Annotated in this window: 15 protein-coding genes; 6 read left to right on the top strand and 9 right to left on the bottom strand. The window is 73.4% G+C overall.

All coding sequences use genetic code 11. The features are described 5' to 3' along the window. Together ACBJ32_RS09465 and ACBJ32_RS09460 are read left to right on the top strand one after the other, a co-directional pair. Positions 1-1,026 carry a LacI family DNA-binding transcriptional regulator gene (locus tag ACBJ32_RS09465; RefSeq protein ID WP_357866692.1) on the top strand — a complete coding sequence of 342 codons (1,026 nt, stop codon included), beginning with the start codon at positions 1-3 and terminating at the stop codon, positions 1,024-1,026. Further along, positions 1,023-1,907 carry a carbohydrate kinase family protein gene (locus tag ACBJ32_RS09460; RefSeq protein ID WP_375126399.1) on the top strand — a complete coding sequence of 295 codons (885 nt, stop codon included), beginning with the start codon at positions 1,023-1,025 and terminating at the stop codon, positions 1,905-1,907. Before ACBJ32_RS09465 ends, ACBJ32_RS09460 begins: the two co-directional genes overlap by 4 nt. Here the strand turns inward: ACBJ32_RS09460 and ACBJ32_RS09455 are convergent. After that, positions 1,889-3,100 carry an MFS transporter gene (locus tag ACBJ32_RS09455; RefSeq protein ID WP_375126398.1) on the bottom strand — a complete coding sequence of 404 codons (1,212 nt, stop codon included), beginning with the start codon at positions 3,098-3,100 and terminating at the stop codon, positions 1,889-1,891. The two genes, ACBJ32_RS09460 and ACBJ32_RS09455, sit on opposite strands and share 19 nt — an antisense overlap. 206 nt (positions 3,101-3,306) lie before the next feature. Here ACBJ32_RS09455 and ACBJ32_RS09450 point away from each other — a divergent pair, with 206 nt between their 5' ends. From ACBJ32_RS09450 to ACBJ32_RS09440, 3 genes are all read left to right on the top strand, one after another. Then, on the top strand, positions 3,307-3,927 hold the full coding sequence (locus ACBJ32_RS09450; RefSeq protein ID WP_375126397.1) for a bifunctional 4-hydroxy-2-oxoglutarate aldolase/2-dehydro-3-deoxy-phosphogluconate aldolase: 621 nt from the start codon (positions 3,307-3,309) through the stop codon (positions 3,925-3,927). Between the two features lie 5 nt (positions 3,928-3,932). After that, positions 3,933-4,652 carry a FadR/GntR family transcriptional regulator gene (locus tag ACBJ32_RS09445; protein ID WP_375126396.1) on the top strand — a complete coding sequence of 240 codons (720 nt, stop codon included), beginning with the start codon at positions 3,933-3,935 and terminating at the stop codon, positions 4,650-4,652. Between the two features lie 210 nt (positions 4,653-4,862). Next, on the top strand, positions 4,863-5,768 hold the full coding sequence (locus ACBJ32_RS09440) for a D-isomer specific 2-hydroxyacid dehydrogenase family protein (RefSeq protein WP_357866707.1): 906 nt from the start codon (positions 4,863-4,865) through the stop codon (positions 5,766-5,768). On the opposite strand, the gene ACBJ32_RS09435 is transcribed toward ACBJ32_RS09440, so the two are convergent. From ACBJ32_RS09435 to ACBJ32_RS09405, 7 genes are all read right to left on the bottom strand, one after another. Next, positions 5,765-7,714: a protein kinase gene (locus ACBJ32_RS09435; RefSeq protein WP_375126395.1), complete on the bottom strand. Its 1,950-nt coding sequence runs from the start codon at positions 7,712-7,714 to the stop codon at positions 5,765-5,767. The genes ACBJ32_RS09440 and ACBJ32_RS09435 overlap by 4 nt on opposite strands. A gap of 159 nt (positions 7,715-7,873) precedes the next feature. Further along, positions 7,874-9,016 carry a cytochrome P450 gene (locus ACBJ32_RS09430; protein WP_357866712.1) on the bottom strand — a complete coding sequence of 381 codons (1,143 nt, stop codon included), beginning with the start codon at positions 9,014-9,016 and terminating at the stop codon, positions 7,874-7,876. A gap of 127 nt (positions 9,017-9,143) precedes the next feature. Further along, positions 9,144-9,935, bottom strand: coding sequence for an IclR family transcriptional regulator (locus tag ACBJ32_RS09425; protein ID WP_357866715.1), 792 nt, complete (start codon positions 9,933-9,935; stop codon positions 9,144-9,146). 100 nt (positions 9,936-10,035) lie between these two features. Beyond that, entirely contained in the window at positions 10,036-10,761 is a 726-nt protein-coding gene (locus ACBJ32_RS09420) for an XdhC family protein (RefSeq protein WP_375126394.1), read from the bottom strand. Beyond that, positions 10,758-13,091: an aerobic carbon-monoxide dehydrogenase large subunit gene (locus ACBJ32_RS09415; protein ID WP_375126393.1), complete on the bottom strand. Its 2,334-nt coding sequence runs from the start codon at positions 13,089-13,091 to the stop codon at positions 10,758-10,760. Before ACBJ32_RS09415 ends, ACBJ32_RS09420 begins: the two co-directional genes overlap by 4 nt. An 11-nt stretch (positions 13,092-13,102) precedes the next feature. Continuing rightward, positions 13,103-13,564, bottom strand: a complete 462-nt coding sequence (locus tag ACBJ32_RS09410) for a (2Fe-2S)-binding protein (protein ID WP_375126392.1) — start codon at positions 13,562-13,564, stop codon at positions 13,103-13,105. Between the two features lies 1 nt (position 13,565). Next, the gene (locus tag ACBJ32_RS09405; RefSeq protein ID WP_375126391.1) at positions 13,566-14,429 is read right to left on the bottom strand and encodes an FAD binding domain-containing protein; all 864 of its coding nucleotides are present in this window, start codon (positions 14,427-14,429) and stop codon (positions 13,566-13,568) included. 87 nt (positions 14,430-14,516) lie between these two features. Here ACBJ32_RS09405 and ACBJ32_RS09400 point away from each other — a divergent pair, with 87 nt between their 5' ends. Next, complete coding sequence (locus tag ACBJ32_RS09400) at positions 14,517-15,425, top strand: LysR family transcriptional regulator (RefSeq protein ID WP_375126390.1); 909 nt, start codon at positions 14,517-14,519, stop codon at positions 15,423-15,425. On the opposite strand, the gene ACBJ32_RS09395 is transcribed toward ACBJ32_RS09400, so the two are convergent. Continuing rightward, positions 15,422-18,649, bottom strand: coding sequence for an NACHT domain-containing protein (locus tag ACBJ32_RS09395; RefSeq protein WP_375126389.1), 3,228 nt, complete (start codon positions 18,647-18,649; stop codon positions 15,422-15,424). The two genes, ACBJ32_RS09400 and ACBJ32_RS09395, sit on opposite strands and share 4 nt — an antisense overlap. Between the last annotated feature and the right edge of the window lie 74 nt (positions 18,650-18,723).

Raw genomic sequence — 18,723 nt, 5'->3', positions numbered from 1 at the left:
ATGACTGGTCACGCTCGCCTAGCCGACATCGCCGCCCAGGCCGGGGTGAGCGAGGCCACGGTCAGCCGGGTCCTCAACGGGAAACCCGGAGTCTCGGCCGCCACCCGCCAAGCGGTGATGACAGCGCTCGACCTGATGGGATACGAACGCCCGCCCCGCCTGCGGCAACGCAGCAACGGGCTGATCGGCCTGGTGACACCGGAGCTGGACAACCCGATCTTCCCCGCGTTCGCGCAGGCCATCGAGAAGGCCCTGACCCAGCACGGCTACACGCCCGTGCTGTGCACCCAGCTACCCGGCGGCGCGCCGGAGGACGAGTTCACCGAGCTGCTGGTCGATCGCGGCGTGAGCGGCATCGTGTTCGTCTCGGGGCTGCACGCCGACACCACCGCGCGGATGGACCGCTACACCCGGCTGACCGACCGCGGGCTGCCGATCGTGCTGGTCGACGGCTACAGCGAGCACATCGACGCGCCCTTCATCTCGCCCGACGACCGCATGGCCGCGCGGCTGGCCGTGCAGCACCTGGTCGACCTCGGCCACGAGCGCATCGGGCTGGCGCTGGGGCCGCGCAGGTTCGTGCCGGTGATCAGGAAGATCGAGGGTTACCGGCAGGCCATGGCGCAGCTCCTCGGCGCGGCCGACCTGGACGACCTGATCGCGCACTCGCTGTTCTCGGTCGAGGGCGGGCAGGCCGCCGCCGCCCAGCTCCTGACCCGCGGCTGCACCGGCATCGTGTGCGCGAGCGACCTGATGGCGCTGGGCGCGATCCGCGCCTGCAGGGAGAAGGGGCTGTCGGTGCCCGCGGAGGTGTCGGTGGTCGGGTTCGACGACTCGCCGCTGATCGCTTTCACCGACCCGCCGCTGACCACGGTGCGCAAGCCGATAGGAGCGATGGCCTCGGCGGCCGTGCAGACCCTGCTCGAAGAGGTCAACGGCGCGCCCGCCAAGCACGTCGAGCTGATCTTCCAGCCGGAGCTCGTCGTCCGCGGCTCCACCGGCTCAGGGCCGCTGGTCAACCGGTGAGTGCCGACGTCCTCGTCCTCGGCGGGTCCGGGGTCGACACCACCGTGTACGTGCCCGAGCTGCCCCTGCCGTACCGCGACACCTACCACGTGCCGCCGGTCGTCGACAGGGTCGGCAACACCGGCTCGGGCGTCGCGCTCGGCTGCCACGCGCTCGGGCTCGGCGTCGTCTTCGCCGACCTCATCGGCGACGACCCGCAAGGCGCCCTGATCCGCCACGCGCTGCGCGAGATCGACTGCCGCTGGGGCCAGGCCGAGGCCGGCACCACGCGCAGCGTCCTGCTCGTCGGCCCCGACGGGCGCCGGCTGTCGCTGCACGACCCGAAGGCCACGCCGGGCGAGCGCCTGCCGAGGGAGCTGTACACCGGCGTGGACGCCGCGCACGTGCACGTGTCGATCACCGACCGCTGCCGCGACGTCCACCACGACCTGGAGGGCAGGTCCGTCTCCACCGACCTGCACGACTGGGACGGCGTCAACGACTACCACAAGGACTTCGCCTACCGCTCCGACCTGGTGTTCCTGTCGGCCACCGCCCTCCCCGACCCGGCCGCGGCGATGCGCGACATCCTGCGGCGCGGGCGCGCCCACACGGTCGTGTGCACGCGCGGCGCCGACGGCTGCCTCGTCCTGACCCGCGACGCCGGCGAGGTGCGCGCCTTCCCCGCCGCCCCGCTGCCCGGCCCGGTGGCCGACAGCAACGGCGCGGGCGACGCGTTCGTCTCCGGCTTCCTGTACGGCCTGCTGCGCGGCAGGCCGCTGGAGGAGTCCGTACGGCTGGGCGCCGTCGCCGGCGCGCACGCCTGCACGGTCACCGGCACGCACGAGTCCCCGATCAGCGAGCCGCTGCTGCTGGCCAGGGCTCAGACGTCGGCCGGCTGAGGCCGGTCGAGCTCCCGCCAGGCCCGGCAGACGAAGGGCGGCACGGAGATCAGCAGGTAGACGCCGGTGAAGACGAACAGGGTGGCGCCGAGGCCGATGACCGCGGTGAGCGAGCCGGCCAGCAGCCCGCCGAGCGGCATCCCCGCGTACGCGGCGGCCGTCATGGCGCCGATCACGCGGGCCCGCAGCGGGACGGGGATCCGGCCGTACTGGAGGATGCCCAGGATGGGGTTGATCGCGCCCGCCGCGAACCCGGACATCGCCGTGACGGCGAGCGCGGCGGGGAACGGCGCGCCCATGGCCAGCACCAGCACGCGCGGCACCCCGGCCAGGAGGAAGCACCATCCGTACGTCAGCCGCATGGGCAACCGGTCGCCGGCCGTCCCGTACACGATGGTCCCGGCCACCGCGCCCGCTCCCAGCACGCCGGTGAGCAGCCCGAACGCCCGCGGGTCGCCGGTCACCTCGCGTGCGTACAGCGCCAGCAGCACCTGGGTCACGCCGGTGTCCAGCAGGTTCACGACCACGATCATCGCGGTGGCGCTGAGCTGCAGCCGGTCCCGCCACAGGAAGGCCAGCCCGGCCCGCAGCTTGCTCGCGTACCCGCCGGAGTCGCGCCGCCCCCGCTTCACCCGCGGCACGCCTGCGGCGACCAGCGCCGCGGACAGCAGGAACGTCACCCCGTCCACCAGCAGCAGCATGCTCGGCCCGAGCCACAGGATGAGCACCCCGGCCAGCGGCGCTCCCACCATCGCGGCCCCGCGGTGGACACCGTCGTAGGCGGACGTCGCCCGCTCGATCCGCACGCCCGCCGCCGTGGCCAGGTCGGGCAGCATGGCCTTGCGCGCGGTCTCGCCCGGGGTGGCCGCCAGCCAGCGCAGGAACAGCAGCGCCAGCAGCAGCGGGTAACTCAGCCCGGTCGTCAGGAAGAGCACCGGCACGGCCAGCACGATCAGCCCGCTGACCAGGTCGGACAGCACGCTCACCGGGCGGAACCCGAGCCGGTCCACCATCGTGCTGCCGAAGGCGGCGGAGATGACGATGGGCAGTGTCGTGGCGAACGAGGCCAGCCCCGTGAGCACGGGGCTGCCGGTGGTCTCCAGGACGAACCACGGGACGGCGAGGAGGCACAGCATGGTTCCGGTGACGGAAAGGGCGTTGGCGGCCAGCAAGGTGATGAATGCACGCCTCACGCGGTATGCCCCCGGGCAACGATTCCGATTGTCAGCGTTCCTCATGGGCGGCTTGTGGTCAAGGGAGCGTGTTTGCGTAGGCATGTCGTAAATAAGGTGATTTGATAGTACGATTCGGGAGATCGGGCGAAAAGATCGTTCACCGTCAGGGCTCGCGCTTGACGGCGGGGAGTCGGACGCTGTTGACATCCGAGAAAAGGAGTCCCATGTACCGCTGGGAGATCGTTCAGGCGGTCACCGCACAACGGGTGTTCGGGATCGTCAGGAGCGCCGGCCCGCAGGAGGCGGTGGCCGCCGCCGAGGCCGTGCTCGACGCCGGGCTGCGGGCCGTGGAGGTGGCGCTCACCACGCCCCGGGCGCTCACCGCCGTCGCGCGGCTCACCGAGCAGCGGCCCGAGGCGCTGGTCGGCGCCGGCACCGTGCTCGACGAGGCCGCCGCCCGGGCCGCCGTCGAGGCCGGGGCGCGCTTCCTGGTCTCGCCCAACCTGCACCCCGGGGTGATCCGCACCGGGCACCGCTACGGCGTGCCGGTCTTCCCGGGCGTCGCCACGCCGACGGAGATCGTACGGGCCCTGGAGGAGGGCGCGGACGCGGTGAAGATCTTCCCGGCCTCGGCGGTGACGCCGTCCTGGCTGCGTGACGTGCGGGCCGCGCTGCCACAGGTCCCCGCCATCCCCACGGGCGGTGTGACCATCGACAACGCGCCCGGCTGGATCGCCGCCGGCGCCGTGGCCTGCGGCATGGGCTCCGCGCTGACCTCGGGCGGCGCGCAGGCGGCGGGGGAGCGGGTCGCGGCGCTGCTCACCCGCCTCGCGCAGGCGGGCTGACGGGCATGAAGCTCCAGGGCCTGCACGGACAGGTGGTCGACGGCCTCGGCCGCTCGCTCGCCGCCGGCGAGCTGCGCGCCGGCGAGGTGCTGCGGCTGGAGGACGTCCAGGAGCGGTTCGGCGTCTCCCGCACGGTCGCCCGCGAGGCCGTACGCGTGCTGGAGTCCAAGCGGCTGGTCAGCAGCCGCCCGCGCGTCGGCGTCACCGTGCGCCCGATGAGCGCCTGGAACCTCTACGACCCCCAGGTGATTCGCTGGCGGCTCACCTCGCCGGGGCGCGAGGGGCAACTGCGCGAGCTGGCCGAGCTGCGAGCCGCCGTCGAGCCGGCCGCCGCCGCGCTGGCCGCCCAGCACGCCGGGCCCGCGGTGCGGCAGGAGCTCATGGACCACGCGCGCGCCCTGACCGCCGCCGCCAGGGCCGGCGACAAGGAGGGCTTCGTGAGCGCCGACGCCGCCTTCCACCGGGTGCTGCTCGGCGCGTCGGGCAACGGCATGTTCGCCCAGCTCGCCGAGGTGACGGAGGAGCTGCTCGTGGCCCGGCGCGACCTGCTGCTCCTGCCCGAGCGGCTCGACAACCCCGCCGTCCGCCGCCACCTCGACGTGGCCGCGGCCGTCGCCGAGGGCCGCGGCGAGGACGCGGCGCGGGCGGCCGGCTCGATCGTGGCGGCGGCACGCGACGAGGTGGAGAGCATCCTCGACGGCACCGCCTGCCCTCTCGCCACCTGATGGCGCGAGCGCGGCCGCACTGCTGCCACGCGGCGCGGGTGGCGCAGTGAACCGCCGGGCCGCCGGCTCGGCGCGGAGCCCGTCCGCCGAGGCGACCATCTGCAGGGCCGTGCCGGCGATCAGCAGGAGGGGGAGGCTCGGTCGATCCGGACATCGCGTGCGATATATGCTCACTCGTGATCAACGTGCTATGACCGGGAGGCTGCCCCGATGACCGTCGCCGTCCACGTCGGCCCCGAACCCGTGCCCGCGCTCATCGACGCCGTACGCCGCGCCGGCGCCCGCGTCGTGCCCCTGGCGGAGGCCGAGGCGATCGTCTACTACGGCAGCGACGACCCCGGCGAGGTGCGCTCCATGCTGCACGAGGGCATCCGCTGGGTGCAGCTCCCGCACGCGGGCGTCGAGCGGTGGGCCGATGCCGGCGTCATCACCGACCACCCCGTCTTCACCGCCGCCACCGGCTCCTACGGGCGGCCCGTGGCCGAGCACGCGCTGGCCCTGATGCTGGCCGCGGCGCGCGGGCTGCACCGGCTGGCCAGGGCCACGACGTGGGGGCCGAACACGTCCAGGGAACTGAGCGGGTCCACGGTCGCGGTCGTCGGCGCCGGCGGCATCGGGCGGGCGCTGATCGGGATGCTGGAGCCGTTCGGGTGCCGGGTGGTCGCGGTCAGCGACAGCGGCGAGGTGCCGGGAGCCGCCGAGGTGCTGCCGCGCGCCCGTTACCGCGAGGCGCTGCCCGAGGCCGACTACGTCGTCGTCGCCGCGCCCGCCACGCCGGGCACCAGGGGCATGTTCGGGACGCACGAGTTCGGGCTCATGCGGCAGGACGCGTGGCTGGTGAACGTGGCCAGAGGCGGCCTCGTCGTCACCGGCGAGCTGGTCGAGGCGCTGCGCGCGGGCCGCATCGGCGGGGCGGCGCTCGACGTCACCGATCCCGAGCCGCTGCCGGACGGCCATCCGCTCTGGTCGCTGGAGAACGTCCTGATCACGCCGCACTCCGCGAACCCGCGCGCCGCCTACTGGCGCGGCCTGGCCGAGCGCGTCACCTCGAACGTGCGCCGCTTCGGCGACGGCGAGCCCCTGGAAGGGGTCGTGTCCCCGGCACGCGGCTTCTAGCCCCTGGGGAGGTTGAGCCGGGCTCCCGAGCTCAGCCCCGAGTCGTGCACCTCGATCCCGACGGGCTCGAGCTCCTTGGGCAGCTCGAACACCAGCGCGCCGGTGAACGACGCGCCCGCCTCGATGCGGACCGGCGTGATCTCCTTGCCGCCCTTGTCGAGCAGCTTGGAGCCGCCGTGCAACTCGTCGTCCTCGTCGATGAGCTTCTGCTGGCCGGGGTAGAGCACCCGGGCCTCCTCGCCGACGTTCCTGACCTGCACGCCGATCTGGCACGTACGCTCGGCCGCGGCCTTGGCAGGCTTGGGGCACTTGGCGCTCGTCACGGCGAAGCGCAGCTTGCCGTCCTGCACCGGCCCGTCCTCACCGACGGCGGGCGAGCGGAACACCCAGGCCAGCACCGCCAGCAGCACCACCACGAGCACCACGGCGATCACCAGCGCGGTCAGGCAGCCCGCGAACACGCCCCGCTTCGGCCGGGCCGGCCGGTAACCGGGCAGCCTCCCCTGGCCGGTGGCCGAAGGGTCGGGCAGCGGACCCTGACCGGTGGTCGAGTGGTGCAGCGGCGCCTGGCCGGTCGGGTGCGGCAGCGGCATCTGGCCGGTCTGGGGCGGTAAGGGCACCCGGCCGGCACCTCGCGGCCGGGGCCCGCGCGAGGAGCCGGGCGTCGGACCGGTCCGCTCGGCCGGTGACGGACCGCGGCCGGGCATGGGCGTCGGCCCCGTCCGCTCGGCGGGCGGCGGCTGCTGCGGCACGTGCGGCGCCCCGGGCGCGGGCTGCGGCCCCCGGGCCGCCCCCGGCGTGGGGCCGGTGCGCTCGGCGGGGGACGGCGCGTGACCCATCCCCGGGCCGGGGCCGGTCCGTTCGGCGGGGGAGGGCGCGTGGCTCATCCCGGGCGTGGGGCCCGTGCGCTCGGCCGGAGGCGGCGGTTGCGGGGCACGGGAGGCGCCCGGCGTGGGGCCGGTGCGCTCGGCGGGCGGCGGCTGGGGCGCCCGGTGCTGCTCCGGATGGTGGGGCGGCCTGGGGGCGTGGCCCGTGCGGTCGGGCGGCGGCATCAGCGGGCCGAACTCCGACGGGTTCCACGCGTTGGTCAGGTGCTTGGTGGCGGCGAGCTGCGCGGCCGGCTCGTCGGAGGCCTCCACCAGCTCCAGCAGCAGCTGCCGGGCCGCGGGCCGGCGCGCCGGGTCGGGGTGGATGGCCGCCGCGACCAGCCGGTCCAGCGGCGCGGGCAGCCCCCGCAGGTCCGGCGGCGCCTGGCGGGCCCTGGCCGCCATCACGTACGCGTCCCCCTCGCCGAACGGATGCCCGCCCAGCCCCGCGTACGCGATCAGCGACCCCCACGCGAACACGTCGCCAGCCGGGCTCGACACCCCCTCGAAGACCTGCTCGGGAGCGATCCATCCGGGCGTGCCCATCACCATGCCGGCGTTGGTGTGCCGGGAGTGCACGTGCGTCGAGCGCGCCAGGCCGAAGTCGATCACCCGCGGCCCGGCCAGCGTCAGCATCACGTTGGCCGGCTTGAGGTCGCGGTGCACCAGCCCGGCGGCGTGGATCGCGGTCAGCGCGGCGGCCACGCCCACGGCGGCGGCGTGCAGCACCGACGGCGACAGCGCGCCGTGCTCGATGAGGTGGTCCTCCAGCGAGATGCCGTCGATGTACTCGGTGACGAGGTAGAGCACGCCCCGGTCCTCGCCGTGGTCGAGCACGCGCGCCGTGCAGAACGAGGCCACCTTGCGCGCGTTGGACACCTCTTCGTGGAAGCGCGCCCGGTAGACCGGGTCGGCGGTGTAGTCACGCCGGATGGCCTTGAGCGCCACGCGCGAGCCGTCGGCGGCCTTGGCGAGGTAGACCACGCCCATGCCGCCGGAGCCGAGACGGCTGATCAGCTCGTAGGGGCCGATCGCCGGCGGATCTTCCGGCTGAAGAGGAGTGCCTGCGGAGCGCCCCAACGTCGCCGTCCTCTCGCCGTCGTCATCCCGTCTCAACCCGAACCGTTCCTCCCGCCGGTTCGTTCCTCTGGCAACCCTCTGGCAACCCGAACCGTTCCGCCGCCCGGCATCCCGTTTGTACCCCAGACTCTAACGGAGGAAGGGCCTGTCCGTAGGACACTAGCCCCCAGGAGCGTCCCGCCGGAGGGGCCGCATGGCCACCCGCAGTCGCGCGAGATCGATCGTGTGGGGGAGCGGCCGGTGCTGTGAGATCAGCCGCCCGACCGGCTTGGGGCGGGCCGCGCTCAGGACCGCCCCGAGGAAGGCCGTGCCGACGGCGAGCGTCAGGTGCACGCCGCCGCAGCCGGGCCGCGCCCACCACTCGTCCGCGGCCGTGCCGTCCAGCCAGATCTCGGGCGCGAACGTGTTCGCGTACGGCAGGCGCGGGCTGCGCTGGTGCGCCGCGATGGGCACGAGCACGGTGGTGCCGGCGGGCAGGACGCTGCCGTACCACTCGGTCTCGGCGGTCGTGACCCGTGCCAGGGCGGGCACCGGCGGCCACAGGCGCAGCCCCTCGCGCAGGCACGCCCGCAGGTGTTCCGGGTCCTTGCGGGCCGCCTTGCGGTGGGCGGGGTGGGCGGCGAGCAGCGCCAGGGTCTGCGTCAGGCCCGCCGCGGTGGAGCCCAGCCCCATCAGCCAGAACGCCGCGTGCATCAGCGCGCGCGACTCGTTCTCCGGCGTCTCGGCGATCAGCCCGGCCAGGCTGCCGGGCTCGGCGCGGCGCAGGTGGTCGATGATGCGGGCGTCGTAGCGCCCGGAGAGGATCTCCTGGCGGCGCCTGGCCCGCCACCGGCCGGCCCGCGTGACGCCTTCCAGCAGCCGGGTGAGCTCCTCGTCGCGGGCCGCGCCGTCGCCGTAGACGCAGCGCCTGGCCACGCGCTGCCAGCAGGCGTTGAGCCGCGCGTGGTCCACCACGCCCTCGGTCAGCCCGGCGGCCTCCTGCCTGGCGATCTCGATGAAGCGGGGGCGCAGCACGTCCGTGGGCAGGCCGAACGGGCGCTCGTGGAGGGTGGGGGCGTAGGCGTCGTCGTCCTCGGTCAGCACGCGCAGGGCGTCGCGCTTGGACAAGACCAGCAGCGCCCGGCCGCGCAGGCCGCGGACGAGCACGGGCCGGCCGCCGTAGCGGGACTCCAGGGTGGCCAGCAGCGCGCGGGCCCGCAGCGGGTCGCGGCCCCGCGTCAGGTGCGGCGTGCCCGGCGGGACGAGCGTGGCCGCCAGGCGCAGGCTCTCCAGCAGGGTGGCCCTGGGCAGCCCCCTAGGCACGTGTGATCTTCCGCGCTCTCATGCGTCGATGTGATCGCTCGGGGGCACGCGTTCGCAATGAGGGGTTTCGGTCAGTGGAACACTTTCGGTCTCAAGATCTGTGAGTGTTCCGGTGACCGGAACGGGGTCACGCGGGGAGGAGCGCGGCGGAGATGGCCTGGGCGGCACCCCGTACGGAGATGCCCAGCTTGGCCAGCGGAGCCAGGTGGGCGGGCGCGGCCACGCCGACCGACATGCAGACCCGCCCGCCGGGCCCGAACACCGGGGCCGCCACGCAGGCCACGCCCTCGGTGAACTCCTCCTGCGAGTAGGCGATGCCGTGCCGGCGGACCTGCGCCAGCTCCCGTTCGAGCCCGGCCAGGTTGGTGATCGTGCGGCGGGTCAGCCGCTCGAACGCGCCCCGCGCCATCAGCTCCTGGCGCAGCTTCGGGTCGAAGGCCAGCAGCGCCTTGCCGGTCGCCGTGCAGTGCAGCGGCGCGCGGTCGAGGCCGTCGGAGCGCGAGCCGACGCGGTTGTGGCCGTACAGGCGCTCGACGTAGCGGGCCTCCAGGCCCGACGGCACGGCCAGGTTCACCGTGTGCCTGGTGGTCTCGAACAGGTACAGCAGGTAGGGGAGCACCACCCGGCGCGTGCCGGGCACGCGCGCGCGGGTGATGCCCGCCATCGACTCCAGCAGCTCGCCGGGCAGGTACGCGTTGCCCACCCGGCGGGCCAGCTCGCGCGAGCAGAGCACGCCCAGGATCCGGTGCGCGGTCGACTTGGGCAGGCCCGTGCTGCGGCAGAGCTGCGACAGCGTGACGGGACGCGAGGCGGCGCCGAGCGCGAGCAGGATGTCGATCCCGCGCTCGAGGCTGCCCGGCTGGGACGCGGGGCGCTCGTCCGTCATCGCCTGCGCTTGGCTGACCGTTTCCGTCGGCATCGGCATCCCTTTCGCTCTCCGGATAGCGGAAGGGGCTTCCCGGGGCTCGGCTTTACACTTCCTGGCGTACCCGGTCGCCGCGCGCTGATACACCCGCCGTTCAGCGGAGCCGGATGATCTCCGCGTACACCGAAACAGCCACCTCACCAGGCGTTCTGGCCCCAATGTCCAGGCCTGCGGGGACGTGGACGCGTTCGCCTCCCTCCACCCGCGCCAGCACCGCCGCGCCCCGCTTGCGGCTGGCGATCAGCCCGACGTACGGCACCCCCGCCGCCAGCGCCTCGCGCAGCACCGGCTCCTCGCCCACGCCGTGCGAGGCCACCAGCACGGCGGCGGTGCCGGCGGCGACGGGGCCCGCCCCCTGCTCGACCGTGTACCCCATCGCCCGGCCCACCTCGGCGAAGGCCCGCGCGATGGGGCTGTCGCCGTGCACGCGCACCAGCCCGGGCGGCGAGACGGACTCCAGGAAGATCTCCAGCGTGCCGCCCGACAGGCACGGCTGGCCCACGGCCACCAGGCCCTCCTCCTCGCGCGGCGCGTCCTCCTCGGGGGTGATCCGCAGCAGCGTGGCCGCGCCGGTGCCCATCAGGCGCAGGCCCTGCGCGCGTACGGTGTCGGTCGCGCACACGCCGCCGACGAACCCCTCGATCGTCCCGTCGGCCAGCACCAGCGCGCGATCGCCCGCCTTGGCGCTGGTCGGCCGCTGTGCGCGCACGACGGTGGCCATCACGTACGGCTCCCGCCCCGACCGCAGCCCCGCCACCCTCGTGTCGAGGTCGGCGGCAGGCCGCGGCCGGGACGCCGGCATGCCCAGGAACTCGGTCATGGGATCGCCAGGTCCGTCCGGAACGGGTCGCCGTTGACGACGCGCCACACGTTCGCCGGCGTCAGCGGCATGTCGGCGTGCCGCACCCCGTACGGCCCGAGCGCGTCCACCACGGCGTTGACCACGGCGGCGGGCGAGCCGACCGTGGCCGACTCGCCGACGCCCTTGGCGCCGATCGGGTGCGTCGGCGAGGGCGTCACGGTCTCGCCGAGCTCCCACGACGGGCACTCCATCGAGGTCGGCAGCAGGTAGTCCATGAACGAGGCCCCCAGGTGGTTGCCGTCCTCGTCGAACGCCATCACCTGCATGAGCGCCATGCCGACCCCGTCGGCCAGGCCGCCGTGGATCTGTCCCTCGACGATCATCGGGTTGATCCGCACCCCGCAGTCGTCCACCGCCACGAACCTGCGCACCTTCACCTGCCCGGTGCCGGGGTCCACGTCCACGACGCAGATGTAGGCGCCGAACGGGTAGGTGAGGTTCGGCGGGTTGTAGACGGTGACCGCGTCCAGGTGGCCCTCGACGCCGTCGGGCAGCTCCAGGTTCGAGTGGGCGGCCAGCGCGATCTCCGCCAGCGACTTGCCGGTGGACGGGTCGCCCACCACCGACCACCTGCCGTCGGCCCACTCCAGATCGTCCGCGGAGGCCTCCAGCATGGCCGCTGCGACGATCTTGGCCCGGTCCCGGACCTTCCTGGCCACGATGGCCGCGGCGGCCCCGGAGACGGGCGTGGAGCGCGAGCCGTACGTGCCGAGGCCGAACGGCGTCTGGTCGGTGTCGCCGTGCACCACCTCCACGTCGTCGGCCGGGATGCCCAGCTCCTGCCCGACGATCTGGGCGAACGTGGTCTCGTGCCCCTGCCCCTGCGACTGGCACGACACCCGCAGCACCGCCTTGCCCGTCGGGTGCACGCGCAGCTCGGCGCCGTCGGCCATGCCGAGGCCGAGGATGTCCATGTGCTTGCGCGGGCCGGCGCCGACCGCCTCGGTGAAGAAGCTGACGCCGATGCCCATCAGCTCGCCCCTGGCCCGCTTGTCGGCCTGCTCGGCGCGGAGCTTGTCGTAGCCGGCCATGTCCAGGGCCAGCCGCAGCGCCTTCGGGTAGTCGCCCGAGTCGTACTCCCAGCCGGTGGGCGAGGTGTACGGGAACTGCTCCGGCTTGAGCAGGTTGCGCATGCGCAGCTCGGCCGGGTCCATGCCGAGCTCGGCGGCCAGCACGTCCACCATGCGCTCGACCAGGTAGACGGCCTCGGTGACGCGGAAGGAGCAGGCGTAGGCGACGCCGCCGGGGGCCTTGTTCGTGTAGACGCCGGTGACCTCGCAGTGGGCGGTCTCGATGTCGTAGGAGCCGGAGAAGACGTGGAAGAACCCGGCGGGGAACTTGGTCGGCTGCGCGGTGCCGTTGAACGCCCCGTGGTCGGCCAGCACCTTGACCCGGATGCCCTGGATCTTCCCGTCGCGGGTGGCGGCGATCTCGCCGCGCATGTGGTAGTCGCGGGCGAAGGCCGTGCTCATGAGGTTCTCGGAGCGGTCCTCCATCCACTTGACCGGCCTGCCGGTGACGATCGAGCCGACGATCGCGCAGACGTACCCCGGATAGATCCCGACCTTGCCGCCGAAGCCGCCGCCGATGTCCGGCGAGATCACCCGGATCTTGTGCTCGGGCAGCCCGGCCACCATCGCGTACAGCGTGCGGTGGGCGTGCGGCGCCTGCGTCGGGCACCAGACGGTCAGCTTGCCCGTGACCTTGTCGAAGTCGGCCAGCGCGCCGCAGGTCTCCAGCGGCGCCGGGTGCACGCGCGGATAGATCATGTCCTGCGCGACCGTCACCTCGGCCTGCTCGAACACGGCTTCGGTGCGCGCCCTGTCGCCGGCCTCCCAGTCGAAGATGTGGTTGCCGGTACGCCCTTCGAGGTCGTCGCGGATGACCGGGGCGCCGGGGTCGAGGGCCTTCCTGGCGTCGATGACCGCGTCGAGCGGCTCGTACTCGACGTCGATCAGCTCCAGCGCGTCGCGCGCCGAGTACGCGTCCTCGGCCACCACGAACGCGACCTCCTGGCCCTGGAAGCGCACCTTGTCGGTGGCCAGCACCGCCTGGGTGTCGTTCGACAGGGTGGGCATCCAGGCCAGGTTCAGCCCGGCCAGGGTCTGGCCGGTGATGACCGCCTTGACCTTCGGATGCGCCTCGGCCGCGCTGGTGTCGATGGAGACGATGCGCGCGTGGGCGTGGGGGCTGCGCAGGATGGCGCCGTACAGCATGCCGGGCAGGCGTACGTCGTCGGTGTAGTTGCCGCGCCCGCGGATGAAGCGGGCATCCTCTTTGCGGTGCATACGCCCATAACTCATGATTTCGCCTCCGCTGCCCAACGGATCGAACGGACGATGTTCTCGTAACCCGTGCACCGGCACAGCTGGCCCGAGATCGCCTCGCGGATCTGCGCCTCGTCGGGATCGGGGTGGCGGTCGAGCAGGGCCCGCGCGGTCAGCAGCATGCCCGGCGTGCAGAACCCGCACTGCAGCCCGTGACACTCCACGAACCCCTTCTGCACCGCGTCCAGCTCGCCGTCGCGCTCCAGCCCCTCCACGGTGGTGACCTCGTGCCCGTCGGCCATGACGGCCAGCACCGTGCACGACTTGACCGGCACGCCGTCGAGCTGCACCGTGCACACCCCGCAGTTGGAGGTGTCGCAGCCCCAGTGGGTGCCGGTCAGGCTCAGCTCGTCGCGCAGGAAGTGCACGAGCAGCAGCCGCGGCTCGACGTCCCTGGTGTACGACTGCCCGTTCACGGAGACCGTGATCCGCATCTCAGATCCTCCCTGCGGCCTTGGCCAGCGCGCGCCGGGTCAGCTCGGCGGCCAGGTGGCGCTTGTAGTCGGCGGGGCCGCGCTGGTCGGCGTGCGGCTCGCAGTGCTCGGCGGCGATCCGGCCCGCCTGCGTGAACGCCTCCTCGTCCGGCGCCCGGCCGGCCAGGAAGGCCTCGGCCTCGGGGGCGCAGAAGTGCCCGGCGCCGACCGCCGTCAGCCCGAGGCCGGCCTGCGCGATCGTGCCGCCCTCGATCCGCAGCACCGCGCCGGCCGCCGCCACGGGCCAGTCGCCGACGCGCCGCTCGACCTTCTCGTACGCGCTGCCCGTGCCGGGCGCGACGGGCACGCGGAGCTGGATCAGCAGCTCGTTCGGCTGGACGGCGGTCTCGTAAGGACCCTCGTGGAACTGCCTGACAGGCACGGTACGCGTTCCGCCCGGCCCCTGGATGACCGCGGTCGCCCGCAATGCCGCGAACACGGCCGACAAATCCTCCGAGGGATCCCCTTGGCAGAGAGAACCGCCAACGGTCCCCCGATTTCGCACTATTGGGTCAGCAATAACACGCTCCGCATCCCGAAATATCGGGAAAAGGTCGGTGGCGGTGGCGCTCTCCAGCAACTCCGTGTGCCGCACCATCGCGCCGATCGCCAGCTCCTCGCCCTCCACGGCGATGCCGCCCAGCTCATCGGCCAGGTCATTGATGTCGATCAGCGCCTCCGGCTGGGCCAGGCGGAGCTTCATCATCGGGATGAGACTGTGCCCACCTGCGACGACCCTCGCCTCGGGCCCGTAGTGCTCCAGGAGCTCCAGCGCGTGCGGGACGCTGTTCGCTCTCTCGTATTCGAACGTCGCGGGAACCTGCATGAGAGCACATAAGCGGTTACCGATTTGTCGCGACAATCCGCAAATAAGGCTTTCCTTAATGTGGTCCGGAGAACTAAGAAGGGAGACGTGACTCTCAGCCAGCTCGGCGCCTTCGTTTTCGTCGCCCGCCTCGGCTCGGTCAAGGCCGCCGCGCGGGCGCTCGGCGTCAGCGAGCCCGCCGTCTCCCAGTCGCTGGCCCAGCTCCGCCGGCACCTCGGCGACCCGCTGGTCGCCCGCTCCGGCGACCGCATGGTGCTCACGGAGGGCGGCAGGCGCCTGCTCGGGATCGCCTCCCAGATGGTCGCCCTCGGCGCGGAGGCCGTCGCCGCCGTCCAGCAGGGCCGCCCTTCGCGCCTGCACGTCGTCATGGACGCCGGACTGGCGGAGTACGTGGCGGGCCCGCTGCTCTGCCTGTTCACCCAGCGCAAGTCCGTGGACGCCACCACGGGGGTGGCCGCCACGGCCGAGGTCCCGCTCCTGCTGTCCAGCCGCCTGGCCGATGTCGCGCTCGGGGCTCAGGCCACGAGTGAGGGACTGGTGAGCCGGCCGGTCCTGCGCTGCCGCCTCATCGTCGTCGGCTCCCCGCGCGGGCGGCGCGACCAGTGGCTCGTCGGCCCGTCCGGCACCGACCCGGCCAGCGACACCAGCCGCCTGCTGCGCCTCCTGCGCGTCCAGGAGTCCCAGGTACGCGTCTTCGCCAACCAGACGGCGGCCTGGAAGGCGGCGGCCGAGGGCGCGGGCGTCGCGCCCGCCACCGCGCACCTGGTGTCGTCGCAGTTACGCCGGGGCGAGCTCGTCCCCATCGAGACGCCCGCCACCCCGCTGCCCGCCTACTGGTACGCCACCACCCTGGAGCCCGCCACCCGATCGGCAGCCGCGGGCACCTTCCTCGACTTCCTCACCGCCCCGGCGGCCACGCAGACCATGCGCACGCCGGACGAGGGGATACCGCGCAGCCGCTTCCGTCCGCCGGTGCACGTGTCGATCTGGAGTTAGTACGTGGTGCGCTTGAGCCGCTTGCCGAGCAGGTGACCGTTGCGCACCTCCTGCCCGTGCTTGATCCGCACCTGGAGCTTCGGGTTCTCGGCGAGTGGCGCCAGGTCGAGGCCGGGGGAGGCGTCGTGGAGATCGAGCACGTCCAGCGCGCTCAGCCCGGCCAGAGGCGAGAGGTCCCGCAGGGCGCGGCAGCCGCGCAGGTCGAGGAGCTGCAACCGGTCGAGGTTCTGCAGAGGCCGCAGATCGTGCACCGGTGTCTCGTCCAGGGTCAGCCAGGCGAGACCGCGGCACCCCGTGAGGGGGGAGAGGTCATCGAGGTTCCCGGTGCCTGTCAGGTGCAGCCTTTCGAGGTCGAGACGTTCGAGCGCGTCCAGATCCGTCAGGCTGTCGTACTCCGCCAGCCACAAGGTCCGCAGATGCGGCGCCCGATCGACGACCTCGCTCACGGAGTTCACCATCGGCAGCCCGGAGAGCAGGAGCACGTGCAGGCCGTCGAGCGGCGGCATGAGGTCCCACGTCGTCCGGGAACCGGCTCCCGCGATCTGGAGGTACCGCAGCTCGGGAAGGTTCCCCAGGCAGGAGAAATCCGATATCGGAACTTGGATGAGCTTCACCTTGGTGAGGTGGTGAAGTTCGGAGAGAGAGGTGAGCTCCGCGCACCCGATGGCGCCGAAGCGCCGCAACTCGCGCAGGTGGCCCACGATGCGCAGATCCGCCCGGCGGACCTCCTCGCCCAGCACGAGTTCGGTCAGAGAGTCGCGATGGCTGAGCAGCGGGCTGAGATCCAGCACCTCGGTCGCCGGGTTGACGGTGATGCACCGCTGCGGTGGAAGCTCACGCACGGCGTTCAGTTGCCCGGACGTGTTCACGAAGAGGTGTTCCGGCTGTGTCGGCATGGCGGAGAGGACTCGCTCGGCGTACAGGTTCGGCTCGAAGTACGCCCACCCCCTGGCCAGCTCGTTCCTGGCCTCCGGCCGGTCGCAGGCCGCGTAGCCCGCCAGCAGGGCGAGCGCCTCCGGGCCGTTGACCAGCCAGGCCGTCCGCACACAGGCTCGGGCCGCGGCGGGGGAGAGCCCCCGCAGGTCCTTGGGCAAGCGGTCGAGCACGACCTGTCCGGCCAGCGCCAGCGATCGCGCCGCGGCGGTGTCCCGGGGTGGGATGAGGTCGTGGAGGCACTTGTCCACGGCCTCCCGCACCCGCCCGGGCACCGAGGGCAGCGTCTCCAGGCAGGCGGCCACCACGATCTTGATCCGGCGCGCGTGCCGGGGTTCCGCCGACATGCGGGACAGCAGCCCGCCGAGCAGTTCCTCCCGCACGGGTCCGTTCGCGTGGCCGGCGGCCATGACCACGACGTCGCGCCACTGGTCGCGGTGTGCGTTGAGGACCAGCGGCTCGACGTCTCCCACCTCGGCCGCGGCCCGCGCCGTCAGGTACTCCTGCACGCTCCGGTGCACGAAGTCGATCCGCCCCTCCACCGGCTCCCGGATCACGCCGCTGCGGTCGAGCAGGTAGTCGAGCACCTGCGCGCCCGTGGCCTGAACCCTGGGCATGGTGGCGACGACCCTGTCCACCCACGCCAGCGCGGCCGGCTTGGCCAGCTCCACCCGGTTGGTCACCGAGAGCTGCCAGGCCAGCTCCTGCAACACCTGCAGCTTCTGGGAGCGGTTGAGCCGGACCTCGTCGTAGCTCGGGATGACCCGCTCGGCGTCCCTGCGTTCCAGCAGCATCTCCAGCGCCGCCGCGTACAGGCCCATGCGATCGGGCGGGAGCTGGGAGGCGCGGTCGAGGTTGAGGGCGCACAACATGGAGGCCAGCAGCGGCGTGGCCGCGAGCGCGCGCAGGTGCGGCGCGCTGTCGAGGTGGGCCAGGAGCCGCGCCTCCACGACGGGCAGGTGCTCGGGCGGGCAGGGGAGATCGGGGCTGTTCCTGATCGCCTCGTGCCAGTGCGCGATCAGCGCGCGCACGTCCGACGGCGTCATCCGCTCCAGGAACGCGGGTGCGAACCCCTCCTCGTCCAGCCACGACGCCCCGGCGGCCGGCGGGCGGCTCGTCACGACGACCCGGATCTCGGGGAACTCGGCAAGCAGCCCGCGCAGCCACGGCTTGATGGCCTTGCGCTGGGCGCCGGTCAGCTCGTCCACGCCGTCGATCATGAGCAGCGCCCGCCCGGACGCGAGCTGCCGGTGCGCCCAGCCGGCGGGCATGAGCCCGGCCAGCGCCCCGGCCGTCAGGTCGAGGAGCTGTTCGGGTCTCGGCAGATCACGGTCGGCGTGGCTGCGCAGCTTCACCAGGAACGGCACGCAGCCGTTCCACTCGGACAGCTCGCCCTCGAACGCGCCCCGCGCGGCCGTGATCGCCAGCCAGCGCAGCAGCGTGCTCTTCCCGCTGCCGGCCTCGCCGCGCAGCAGCATGCGCCGTCCCCCGCCGAGCGCGCTCTCCACCCGCATGGCGGCGGGCTCGTGGTCGTGCCACGAGCCGGGGACCGGCCTGGGGCGGGCGGTGACGGACAGGCTGATGTAGGCCACGCTCAGGGAGGGGCGTGGCCGGTAGCGCTCGGTGCGCACGCCGAGGAGCTCGAGGTTGTCGAGCGTGCGCGAGACGTGCTCCAGGTAGCGGCGGCGGAACTCGACGTCCCTGTCGGTGCCGTCGGGCGCCTCCAGCGTGCGCACCGGCAGCCGCGCCAGCATCGCGGCGAGTTGCTCGCCGAGCCCCGACAGCCGCGAGAGCGTCTCGGCCGCGGCGCGCGGCTGGAACTCGGGCAGGTGCCGGACGACCCTGACCAGGCAGTCGCAGCACTCGTCGAGCACGACCTCGTACAGCCGCGACTGCCCCTCGTCCAGATCCTTGGGCGCGGGCATGGCCCGGCGCAGCTCGCGCGCGAGCCGCACCGGGTCGGCGTCGGCGGCCAGCAGGGCGCGGTCGGACAGGTCCGCGCGGTCCAGCGTGTGCTGGATCTCGGCGAGCACGACCTCGCGGTCCCCGTCGCCGAGCCCGGGGAACTCGTGCCCGCACAGCTTCATGACCCGCGTCGTCACGGCGTCCGCGATGTCCTCGAGCTGCCGCTGGGCCTTGCGGCGCACCAGATGATCGGGAAAGCGCGTGCGCATGAGCTCGACGAGCGGCAGGCGGCTGCTCTCGCCGGCCGATCGGGCGGTCAGCCATGTGCGCACGGCGCGTTCGCCGACCGCCGTGCCCACCTTCAGGGCGGCTGTTTCCAGGGCCACCGGATCATTATCCCGGCATTCCGCTGCCGTCCGCCGCGCTCACGCCTGCCTCGCTCGGCGGCCTTCGCGATGGA

Origin of the sequence: Nonomuraea sp. GTA35 (genome assembly GCF_041950525.1) — a bacterium.
Classification (GTDB): domain Bacteria; phylum Actinomycetota; class Actinomycetes; order Streptosporangiales; family Streptosporangiaceae; genus Nonomuraea.
The sequence above is the reverse complement of the archived record's forward strand: the minus strand, read 5'-3'. Positions and strand labels throughout refer to the sequence as shown.